Source organism: Micromonospora sp. NBC_01699 (genome assembly GCF_036250065.1).
In the GTDB taxonomy this organism is placed as follows: Bacteria; Actinomycetota; Actinomycetes; order Mycobacteriales; family Micromonosporaceae; genus Micromonospora_G.
In genome coordinates, this window is record NZ_CP109199.1 from 4,817,626 (window position 1) to 4,830,426 (window position 12,801).

Annotated in this window: 1 protein-coding gene (only partly in view); it reads right to left on the minus strand. The window is 68.2% G+C overall.

Annotated features, from left to right (window positions below):
* Positions 1–12,801, minus strand: partial view of a non-ribosomal peptide synthase/polyketide synthase gene (locus tag OG792_RS20230; protein ID WP_329101143.1) — the end only. The gene runs 18,357 nt beyond the window's last position; only the last 12,801 of its 31,158 coding nucleotides appear in the window; the start codon falls outside the window, past its right edge; its stop codon occupies positions 1–3.

The following is a 12,801-nucleotide window of genomic DNA, read 5'->3' on the forward strand; positions in this document are numbered from 1 at the left end:
TCAGGCCCGAGGTTCACCGCGCATCGGGCGCAGGGCCGGGCGGCTGGACGGTGTGTCGCCGAGCCGGCCGGCGAGTTCGCCGACGGTCGGCGCGTCGAGCAGGACGGGCAGCGCGAGGTCGACATTCAGCTCCGCCCGTACCCGACTGACCAGCCGTACGGCCAGCAGGGAGTGCCCGCCGAGGGCGAAGAAGTCGTCGTCGACGCCCACGGCCTCCAGGCCCAGGACATCGGCAAAGATCGCACAGAGCAGCTCCTCGCGGGCATTGGCCGGGCCACGACCGGAGCTGGCCTGGACCTGCGGGTCGGGCAGAGCCTTACGGTCGAGCTTGCCGTTGGCGGTGACCGGCAGGGCGTCGAGCACCACCACGGCGGCGGGCACCATGTACTCCGGCAACCGCCGGCTCACGTGTTCCCGGACACCGGTACCGTCGCCGCCGACAACGTAGGCGACCAGCCGGTCGTCGCGGACCACGACGGCGGCACGGGTCACGTCCGGGTGTGCGGCCACGGCCGCCTGCACCTCACCCAGCTCGATCCGGAACCCACGCAGCTTCACCTGCTCATCCGTACGGCCCAGATAGTCGAGCTGGCCGTCGGGGGTCCAGCGGACCAGGTCACCGGTGCGATACAACCGCCCACCCGGCTCGAACGGATTGGCAACGAACCGCTCACCAGTCAACCCGGCCCGGTTCACATAACCGCGAGCGAGCTGCACGCCAGCGAGATACAACTCCCCCGCCACACCCGGCGGCACCGGCTGCAAGCTGTGGTCGAGCACATAGGTACGGGTGTTCGCGACCGGCGACCCGATCGTCACCAACCCACCCGACTCGCACCGGGCAGCGGTAACGTCAACCGACGCCTCGGTCGGCCCGTACAGGTTATGCAGTTCGACATCCGGAAGCGCGGCCAGGAACCGGTCCTGCACAGTGGCCGGCAGCGCCTCACCCGAACAGATCACCCGCACCAGACCGGTGCAGGACTCCGCCACCGGCAGGAACGCCTCCAACATCGACGGCACAAAATGCACCGTCGACACCCGCTCAGCGTCAATCAACTCCGCCAGATAAGCCGGATCACGATGACCCCCCGGACGCGCCACCACCAAAGTCGCGCCCTCCAACAACGGCCAGAAAAACTCCCACACCGACACATCGAACGTGAACGGCGTCTTCTGCACCACCCGATCCGCAGCCGAGAGTCCAAACCGGTCCTGCATCCACCGCAACCGGTTCACAATCCCCGCATGAGAAACAACCACACCCTTCGGCCGACCCGACGACCCCGACGTAAACAACACATACGCCGGATGATCCGCACGCAAACCCACCGACGTCTCCGGCACCGGACCATCGAGACCGGTGATCGAATCCAGAACCACGACCGGACGGGCATCCTCCACCAACAACGCCACCCGCTCCACCGGATACGACGGATCGATCGGCAAATACGCCCCACCCGCCTTCAACACACCCAACAACGCCACCACCAAATCGACACCACGATCCAGCCGCACCCCGACTATCGACTCCGGACCCACACCCGCAGCCCGCAAATACCGAGCGACCTTCTCCGCCCGCGCGTCCACTTCGGCATACGTGAACTGCTCGCCCTCGAACACCACCGCCACCGCACCCGGCGACACAGCCACCCGCCCCGCGAACAACTCCGGCAACGTCCCACCAACCGGATACGACACCGCCGTGTCATTCCACTCCACCAGCAGCCGGGAACGCTCGTCCGTGTCCAGGACGTCAATCGAGCCGAGCAAGGGCTCAGCGGCGGTTTCCAGTGCGGCGACCAGGTTCTCGGTCGTGGTCGCCAGCAGGGCGCAGACCAGATCGGCGTCGATCGGCGCGACCACATCGACGGCGAACGCCAGGCGCTCGCCGGCATCGTCGACGGAAACCGTCAGCGGGTAGTTGGTGTGCTCCTGGGTGTAGGCCACGTGGATGCTGTCGTCATTCCCGACGGCCGACGCACCGATGAGGTCGGTGCCGGTACCGCGGTGGCGGTAGTTGAACAGTGAGGTGAACAGCGGCGCGTTCCCGGGCACGCCACTGGCCCGCTGCGCCACCGCAAGCGAGGCGTGCTCATGCTCAAGCAACCCGGCGAGCTGATCACGCATCGCCACCACCGCAGCCCGCACACCCACGCCCCCGGTACGCACCCGCACCGGCAGAGTATTGATGAACGGACCCGGCACCCGATCCGAACCCGCACCAGCATTCATCCGACCGAACAACACCGTCCCGAACACCACATCATCACGGCCCGACGCCACCGCCACCACACGCGCCCACGCCACATGCAGCACCGTCGCCGGGCTTACACCCAACCCCCGCGCCACCAACCGCAACCGATTCACCAACGCCCTGTCCAGGACAGTCCGTCGCCGCACCTGACCACTGCCATCACCACGCACATCCAGCACCCCGAACGGTGCCGTCGACTCATCAACATCAGAAAGCAAGGCCCCGAAATACCGCGCATGCTCCTCGGCCTCGATGCCCCCACGCGCCTGCGCCACGAACGTCCGGAACGGCAACGGCGCCGGCAACTCACCACCCCGACCCGCCAGGAACGCCCGCACCTCCTCCAGCAACACGTCAAGGCCCATGTGATCCTGCACCAGGTGATGCACCCGTACCAGGGCCAGACACTCCGGTCCGGCACCAGCACTGACGTGCACGTCCAACAACGGCGCCCGCCCGAGATCAAACGACCCGTCGACCGACGCCAACAACTCCTCCACACCGCGCGCCGACACCTCGGACACCGGCAACACCGCCCGCCGCCACACCACCTGCACCGGCTCCGACAACCCCTCCCACACGATCGCGGTACGGAAAATGTCGTGCCGATCAACCACCCGCTGCAAAGCACCCACAAACGCGTCAAAACCCCGCCGACTGTCGAACTCCAACACCGTCGGCAGCACATACGCATCCCGCCCACCATCCGCAAGCAGATGATGGAAAAGAATGCCCTCCTGCAACGGCGCCAACGGATAAATATCAGCAATATTCGCCGCACCACCATCAACGGTCGCAGCCACCCGATCAATCTGCTCAGCCGTCAACCCCACCAACGGCAACATCTCCGGAGTGACCTCCGATGCACCCGCCGGAATCCGGTTCGCCGGCACCTCCACCCGCGACTCCACACCCCCGGCAAGAGCAAGCCCAGCCGGCGTCGGAGACTGGAAAAACGCCCGCACCGGCACCACCACACCACGCTGACGCAACCACTCCACCAACCGCACCACCAACAACGAATGCCCACCCAGAACAAAGAAATCATCATCCACACCGACCGCTTCCAAGCCGAGGATCTCCGCGAACCCCGCACACAGCAGCTCCTCCCGCGCGTTCGCCGGGCCACGACCGGAACCAACCTGGATCTGCGGAGCCGGCAGGGCCCGGCGGTCCAGTTTGCCGTTGGCGGTCACCGGCAGCGCGTCGAGCACCACCACGGTCGGAACCATGTACGCCGGCAGCAGGTCGGCCACATGCGCCCGGACCAGCTCGGGCAGCCGGTCGTGATCGGTGTCCGGTACGGGCACCGTGTAGGCGACGATGCGAGGGTCGCCCGGAACGTCCTCGCGAGCGATCACCGCGGCCTGAAGCACGTCCGGATGAGTGGTGACGACCGCGTGCACCTCCCCAAGCTCGATCCGGAAGCCGCGGATCTTCACCTGCTCGTCGGTGCGGCCCACGTACTTGAGTTGCCCGTCCCGAGTCCAGCGGACCAGGTCGCCCGTGCGGTACATCCGCTGCCCCGACCCGTCGTGCGGACAGGCCACGAAACGCTCGGCGGTCAGCCCGGCCCGGTTCACGTAACCCCGCGCCACCTGCACACCGGCCAGATACAGTTCCCCGGCCACACCCGGCGGCACCGGCTGCAAGCTGTGGTCGAGCACATAGGTGCGGGTGTTCGCGATCGGCGCACCGATCGTCACGAGCGCACCCGACTCGCACCGGGCGGCGGTAACGTCGACCGATGCCTCGGTTGGCCCGTACAGGTTATGCAGTTCGACATCGGGAAGCGCGGCCAGGAACCGATCCTGCACACCCTGCGGCAGCGCCTCGCCCGAACAGATCACCCGGGTAAGGCCGGTGCAGGACTCCGCCACCGGCAGGAACGCCTCCAACATCGACGGCACAAAATGCACCGTCGACACCCGTTGGGTATCAATAAGCTCGGCCAGATAGCCCGGATCACGATGGCCCCCCGGACGCGCCACCACCAAAGTCGCGCCCTCCAACAACGGCCAGAAGAACTCCCACACCGACACATCGAACGTGAACGGCGTCTTCTGCACCACCCGATCCGCAGCCGACAACCCGAACCGGTCCTGCATCCACCGCAACCGGTTCACAATCCCCGCATGCGAAACAACCACACCCTTCGGACGACCCGACGACCCCGACGTGAACAACACATACGCCGGATGATCCGGACGCGGACGCGCACGCACCGGCGGCGCCGACGACGACGTCTCGTCGACCGCGACCCGGGCCACCCCCAACGGCAGCACCGACGCGCACTCCGGCGAGGTCACCACCGCCACCGGCAAAGCGTCAGCCAACATCACCGCCACCCGCTCCACCGGATACTCGGGATCAACCGGCAAATACGCCCCACCCGCCTTCAGCACACCCAACAACGCCACCACCAGATCAGCACCACGCGGCAGACACACCCCCACCACCGACTCCGGACCCACACCACGCCCCACCAACACCCGCGCCAACCGCTCCGCCCGCGCATCCACCTCCGCATACGTCAACGACTCACCCTCGAAGACCACCGCCACCGCCGCCGGCGACGCCACCACCCGCGCGGCGAACAACGAAACCAGCGTGTCGCCCGCCGGATACACCACCGACGTGTCGTTCCAGTCGATCAGGACCCGGGCGCGTTCCTCGGCGTCCAGCATCTGGACCGTGCTCACCGGCGCCGACGGGTCGGCCAACAGCTCCGTCAGCACCCGCGTGAACCGCTCGCCGAGGTCGCATACCGAGGTCGGGTCGAACAGGTCGGCGGCGCCGACGATCGAACCGTGCAGGCCGGCGGCGGCGCCCGTGGCGTCGTACGACTCCTGAACGGTGAAATGGAGATCGAATTTCGCGGTCGGTGCCCCGGCGGGGGTCACCCGATCGGTGTCGACGTCGGTCAGTTCGAGTACCGCCGCCGCCTGATTCTGCACCGTCAACATCACCTGAAACAACGGATGCCGCGCCAACGACCGCACCGGCGACAACTCCTCCACCAACCGCTCAAACGGCACATCCTGCCGCTCAAACGCCGCCAAATTCGACTCCCGCACCCGCCCCAACAACTCCACAAACGACGGATCCCCCGACACATCACCCCGCAACACCAACGTATTAACAAAAAACCCCACCAAATCATCCAACGCCTCATCCACCCGACCCGCCACCGCCGTACCGATCGGCACATCCACCCCCGCACCCATTCGCGACAACAACACCACCAACGCACCCTGAACCACCATCGCCACCGTCACACCCTGCACCCGAGCAAGCCCCACCACCGCCGCGTGAACCTCAGCCGACACCACCAACGACACCCCATGACCCCGAAAACTCGGCACCACCGGACGCAACCGATCCACCGGCAAACCCAACTGCTCCGGCAACCCAGCCAAAGCCTCCCGCCAAAAACCCAACTGCCGCGACAACACACTCCCCGGATCCGACTCCACACCCAACAACTCCCGCTGCCACACCGCAAAATCCGCATACTGCACCCGCAACGGCAACCACCCCGGCACCCCACCGGCCACCCGCGCCGCATACGCCACCGAAAGATCCCGCGCCAACGGCACCAACGACCACCCATCAGCCGCCACATGATGCACCACCACCACCAACACCGACCCACCAAACAACCACGCCCGCAACGGCACCTCAACCGACAAATCAAACGGACGACCAATTACCTCCGACAACTCCCCCACCGGACCATCGACAACCCCCAACCGCCAATCCAACTCCCCCACCGGAACAACCCGCTGAAACGGCTCACCATCAACCACCGGAAACACCGTACGCAACACCTCATGCCGACCCAACACATCCCGCAACGCCAACTCCAACGCCAACACGTCCACCCCATCCAGCCGCAACACAAACGGCATGTGATAGACCCCGGACGACCCCTCCAACTGATTCACAAACCACAACCGACGCTGCGCGAACGACAAACCCACCCGCGACCCACGCACCACCGGCACCACCACCGGACGCGCGACCGCCACCGACGACAACCGCACCGCCAACCGCCCCGGCGTCGACGCCTCAAACAACACCCGCAACGACACCTCCACCCCCAACACCACCCGCACCCGACCAACCAACCGCACCGCCAACAACGAATGCCCACCCAACACAAAAAAATCGTCATCCACCCCCACCACATCCCGACCCAACACCTCAGCAAACACCACACACAACAACTCCTCACGCGGCGTCAACCCCACCCGACCCACACCACCACCAGCCTCAACCACCGGCACCGGCAACGCCTTACGATCGACCTTGCCGTTCGACGTCAACGGCAAACAATCCAACAACACCACCACCGACGGCACCATGTACTCCGGCAACCGCCCCGCCACAAACCCCCGCACACCCTCAACATCAAAACCCGCCCCACCCGCAACCACATACGCCACCAACCGCCGCTCACCCGGACTATCCTCACGCACCACCACACACACCTGCTCCACCCCCGGACACACCGCCACCACCGCCTGCACCTCACCCAACTCAATCCGAAACCCACGAATCTTCACCTGATCATCAACCCGACCCCCGAACACCAACTCACCATCCACCGTCCACCGCACCAAATCACCAGTCCGATACATCCGCTCACCAAACCCGAACGGACACGCCACAAACCGCTCCCCAGTCAACCCAGCACGCCCCACATAACCCCGCGCCAACTGCGACCCCGCGATATACAACTCACCCACCACACCCACCGGCACCGGCACCAACGCGGCATCCAGGACGAAGACGCGGGTGTTGGCCATCGGTCCACCGAGCGGCAGCGGGCCCGGACGCTGCGCGTCGATCGGGTGGATCGCCATGACGATCGTCGCTTCGGTGGGTCCGTACATGTGCATCAGCCGACGGCCCGGCGCCCATCGGGCGGCCAGGGCCGGGTCGACGACCTCGCCGCCGACGAACAGCACCCGCACGCCGGCGAGGTCGTCCGGATCGAGCACTCCGAGCAGCGAGGGCACCAGCGTCGCCGAGCGCGCGCCGGAGGCCGCGACGAGCGCCCGCAGCAGTTCGGGCTCGGCGCGCTCGGCCTCACTCGGCACGACCACCGTGCCGCCGCGGCTGAGCGGCACCGCGATGTCCATCACCGACATGTCGAAAGAGAACGACGCGTACTGGAGCATGGCCGTACCGTGCTCGATTTCGAGGTGGTCGGCGACGGCGGAGACGAAGTTCGCCAGCGCGTCGTGGTCGACCAGCACCCCCTTGGGGCGACCGGTCGAGCCGGAGGTGAAGATGACGTACGCCGCCCGGCCACCGCCCTCCGGCTCTGGCAGCGGCACGTCGTCAGCGCCGTCCGGCAGCGCGTCGACGAGGATCGGGTACGGGCCGGCGGGTACGGCACCGGCCGACGCCGACGTGGTGACGAAGGCCACCGGCCGGGCGTCATCGACCATGTACGCCACCCGGTCTGCCGGGGCGTCCGGGTCGATCGGCAGGTACGCGCCACCGGCTCGCCACACGGCCAGCAGCGCCACGATCATGTCGAATCCGCGCGGCAGGCGCAGCGCCACGATCGTCTCCGGCCCCGCGCCGTGTGCCACCAGCACCCGGGCCAGCCGGTCCACCCGGGCGGCAAGGTCGGCGTACGACAGGTTCGTCCCGCCGAAGTGGACCGCGGCGGCGGCCGGCGTGCGCGCGGCCTGAGCCGCGAACAGCGCCGGTACGGAGGTCGGATCGAATCGTGTCTCGGTGGCGTTCCAACCGGTGAGCACCTCGTGCCGCTCGGCCTCGTCGAGCAGGCTCACCTCGCGCAACCGGGTCCCCGGCTCGGCGCTGACCGTGGCCAGGACCCGCACGAACCGGTCGACGAGCCGCCGTACGGCGTCCGCCTCGAACAGGTCGGCGGACCCCCGCACGGCGCCGCGTACCCCGAGGGGCTCACCGGCCGGGTCGAACACCTCGCGCAGACTGAACTCCAGGTCGAACCGGATCGCCCGGGTGCCGGCGGATAGTCGGTCGACGTCGGTCTCGGCGATGTCCAGGCTCGCCTCGGCCTGATTCTGCACGTTCAGGGCCACCTGGAACAGCGGGTGCCGGGCCAGCGACCGGACCGGCGCGAGTTCCTCCACGAGCCGATCGAAGGGCACGTCCTGGTGCTCCAGGGCCGTCACGGCGGTGTCCCGGACGCGGGCGAGAAGCTCGGTGAAGGACGGGTCGCCGGACAGGTCGGTGCGCAGCAAGAGCGTGTTGACGAAGAAGCCGACCAGGTCATCGAGGGCCTCGTCGGTCCGGCCGGCGATCACCGAGCCGATAGGTACGTCGGTGCCGGCGCCCAAGCGGGACAGCAGGACGGCGAGGGCCGCCTGCACCACCATGGGCACGGTCACGCCCTCGGCTCGGGCGAGCGCCCGCAGCCGGGCGTGTACCTCGCCGGGCACGGTCAGGTCCGCGACGTGGCCCTCATAGCCGGCGATGGCGGGGCGCGGCCGGTCGACCGGCAGGTTCAGCTCTTCGGGTACGCCGGCAAGCTGGTCCCGCCAGTAGGCCAGCTGCCGGCCGGCGACGCTGTCCGGGTCGTCCGGATCGCCGAGCAGGGCCCGCTGCCACAACGCGTAGTCGGCGTACTGGACCGGCAGCGGGTGCCAGTCCGGCGCCCGACCGGCGCGGCGGGCGGCGTAGGCGGTGGACACGTCCCGGGCGAGCGGTTTCCAGGACCAGCCGTCGCCGGCGATGTGATGCACGATCACCACCAGCGTCTCCCGGTCGAACAGCCAGGCTCGGATCGGGATCTCCCGGGCGAGGTCGAACCGGTACCCGGTGGCGGCGGCGATCGCGTCCGGCTCGCCCGCGGCGAGCTGTAGCGACCAGTCCAGGTCCGCCGGGTCGACCACCCGCTGGTAGGGCTCATCGTCGGCGGTCGCGAACACCGTACGCAGGACCTCGTGCCGGGCGATCACGTCGCGCAGTGCCGCGTCCAACGCCGCCAGGTCCACCTGGCCGGACAGCCGCAGGACCACCGGCATGGTGTACGTCGCCGACGGGCCCTCAAGCTGGTTGATGAACCACAGGCGGCGCTGCGCGTACGACAGCGGCATCCGCTCCGGCCGTACCGACGCGCGGAGCGGAAGCCGGGCCCGGTCGGCGTCGGCCAGCCGGGCCGTGAGCGCGGCCGGCGTGGGCGCGTCGAAGACGGTACGCAGCCGGACGTCGGCGCGGAACACCGTCCGGATGCGGCTGATCAGGCGTACGGCGAGCAGGGAATGGCCGCCAAGGGCAAAGAAGTCGTCATCGGCGCCGACCCGGTCGAGGCCGAGTACGTCGGCGAACACGACGCAGAGCATTTCCGTGCGGGGGTCGATCGGACCGTGGCCCGGCCCGGCCGCCGCGCGCCGGTCCGGCTCGGGCAGTGCCCGGCGGTCCAGCTTGCCGTTGGAGGTCAGCGGCAGGGCGTCGAGCAGCACCACGGCCGAGGGCACCAGGTGGCCGGGCAGCCTCGCGGCGAGGAACTTCTGGATCGACGACAACAGCTCCTCGCGGTCGGCGTCCTCATCGGGTACGACGTAGCCGACCAGCCGATGCTCGCCGGGAGTGTCCTCACGGGCGATCACGACGGCGTGCTCCGCCCCGGGGTACGCGGCCAGCACGGCCTGGACCTCGCCCGGCTCCACCCGGAACCCGCGAATCTTGACCTGCTCATCAACCCGACCCAGGAACACCAACCGACCATCGGCCAACCGCCGCACCCGATCACCAGTGCGATACATCCGCCCACCCGTGTCGTACGGGCAGGCCACAAACCGCCCCGCCGTCAACCCCGGCCGACGCACGTAACCACGCGCCAACGCCGCACCCGCGACGTAAAGCTCCCCGGATACCCCAACCGGCACCGGCCGCAAACCAGCGTCCAGAACGTAGGTGCGCACATTCGCGATCGGCGTACCAATCGACACTGTGGCACCACCGTCGAGACGGGTCGTGGTGACACCGATCGTCGTCTCGGTCGGCCCGTAGTGGTTGAACACACCCCGATCCCCGGCGGCAGCGACCAGATCCCGGACCCACTCGACCGGCGCCGCCTCACCACCGAGCACGAGACTCCCAGCCGGGATGACGTCCTCCAGCCGACCAGCCGCACCAAGCGCCATCAAATGCGACGGCACCGCCTTGAGGTGATCGATCTCATGCTCGACCAGATATCCGCCCACGGCGGCCGGGTCGGTCACCGCGTCCTCCGGCAGCACGTGCAACTGCCCGCCACGAGCCAGACTCGCGAACAACACCGTATTACCCAGATCAGTCACCTGCGCCTGCAACAACGCATACCGGCCACCGTTTGCTGCGAAGCCGAGCCGGTCCGGCACCGAAGCCACGTAATTCGCCAACCCGCCCTGGGTGACCGCCACACCCTTCGGCTGGCCAGTGGAGCCGGACGTGTAAATGACATAGGCGAGGTTGTCCGGCCGGAGACCCCGATCGCCGAGCGGGTCGGCGGGCATCCCGTTGATCGCCGGGTCGTCCAGCGCCACCACCGGCACCGGCGACGCGTCGCACCGGCCGAGCACGAGCATTGCCCGACCGTCTTCCAGCGGGAACGCGATGCGGTCCGCCGGGTGGGCGGGGTCGACGGGCAGGTACGCCGCACCGGCCTTCCACACGGCCAGCAGTCCGACGATCAGGTCGGCTCCCCGGTCGAGGCAGAGCCCCACCACGGACTCCGGTCCCACTCCCCGGTCGACGAGCAGGCGGGCGAGCTGGTTGGCCCGGCGGTCGAGCTGTCCGTACGTGAGGGTGACGGTCTCGGAGACGACCGCCACCGCCTCCGGCGTCTGGGCGACCCACCGCTCGAACGACGCCAGCACCGGCTCGGCCGGTCCGTCGGTGCCGGTGTCGTTCCAATCGACAAGGATCCGCCGCCGGCCGATCTCGTCCAGCACCTCGATCGAGTCGAGCGGCAGTTCGCCGTCCGCCTCAAGAGCGGTCACCAGGTTCTCCGTGGCGGTATACAGCAGCAGGCCCACCTCACCGGCGTCAATGGGCGCTACCGCGTCGACGGTCAGTGCGACTGTGTCACCGGCGTCGTCGACCGAGACGTTCAGTGGATAGTTGGTGCGTTCGTGCGAGTAGACGATCCCGATGCCGTCGAAATCCGCCTGCGGTTCGGTCGGGCGCCCGGTGTGGCGGTAGTTGAACAGTGAGGTGAACAGCGGCGCGTTCCCGGACACGCCACTGGCCCCCTGGGCCACCGCAAGCGAGGCGTGTTCGTGTTCGAGCAGGCCGGCAAGCTGGTCGCGCATCGCGGCGACGGCGCCCCGCGCCGTGATCCGGCGCATGTCGACGCGCACCGGCAGGGTGTTGATGAACGGACCCGGCACCCGATCCGAACCCGCACCAGCATTCATCCGACCGAACAACACCGTCCCGAACACCACATCATCACGGCCCGACGCCACCGCCACCGTACGCGCCCACGCCACATGCAGCACCGTCGCCGGGCTTACACCCAACCCCCGCGCCACCAACCGCAACCGACCCACCAACACACCATCCAGGACAGTCCGCCGCCGCACCTGACCACTGCCATCACCACGCACATCCAACACACCGAACGGCGCCGTCGACTCATCAACATCGGAAAGCAAGGCCCCGAAATACCGCTCGTGCTCCTCCGCCGCGATGCCCCCACGCGCCTGGGCAACAAAGTTCCGGAACGGCAACGGCGCCGGCAACTCACCACCCCGACCCGCCAGGAACGCCCGCACCTCCTCCAGCAACACCTCCAGCCCCATGTGGTCCTGCACCAGGTGATGCACCCGCACCAGGGCCCGCCACTCCCCTGCCTGTGCGGCGGCGACGTGCACGTCCAGCAGTGGCGCCCGGCCCAGATCCATGGCCAGGCCGACCTCGCCGAGCAGGTCGTCCCCGGCGGTAAGCTCGCGCACCGGCAGCGCGGCGTGCCGCCGGACCACCTGCACCGGCTCCGGCAACCCCTCCCACACGATCGCGGTACGGAAGATGTCGTGCCGGTCGATCACCAGCTGCAACGCGGCGACAAAGTCGTCAAGCAGCTGCCTCGTGTCGAAGCTCAGTACGGTGGGCAGCACGTAGGCGTCGGCACCGTTGTCGGCGAGTAGGTGGTGGAAGAGGATGCCCTCTTGCAGCGGGGCGAGGGGATAGATGTCGGCGATGTTGCCGGCGCCGCCGTCGACGGTGGCGGCGATCCGGTCGACCTGCTCGACGGTCAGATCGACCAACGGCAGCATGTCCGGGGTGATCTCGGTGGCGTCGATGGGAATGGCATTGGCCGGCACATCGACCTGCCGGGCACCGCCGGTCACCGCCAGCGCCGCCGGCGTCGGCGTCTGGAAGAACGCCCGTACGGACACCGACACCCCACGCCGACGCAACCAGTCGACCAGCCGCACCACCAGCAACGAATGCCCACCCAGAACAAAGAAATCGTCATCCACACCGACCACTTCCAAGCCGAGGATCTCCGCGAACCCCGCACACAGCAATTCCTCACGCGCATTCACCGGTGG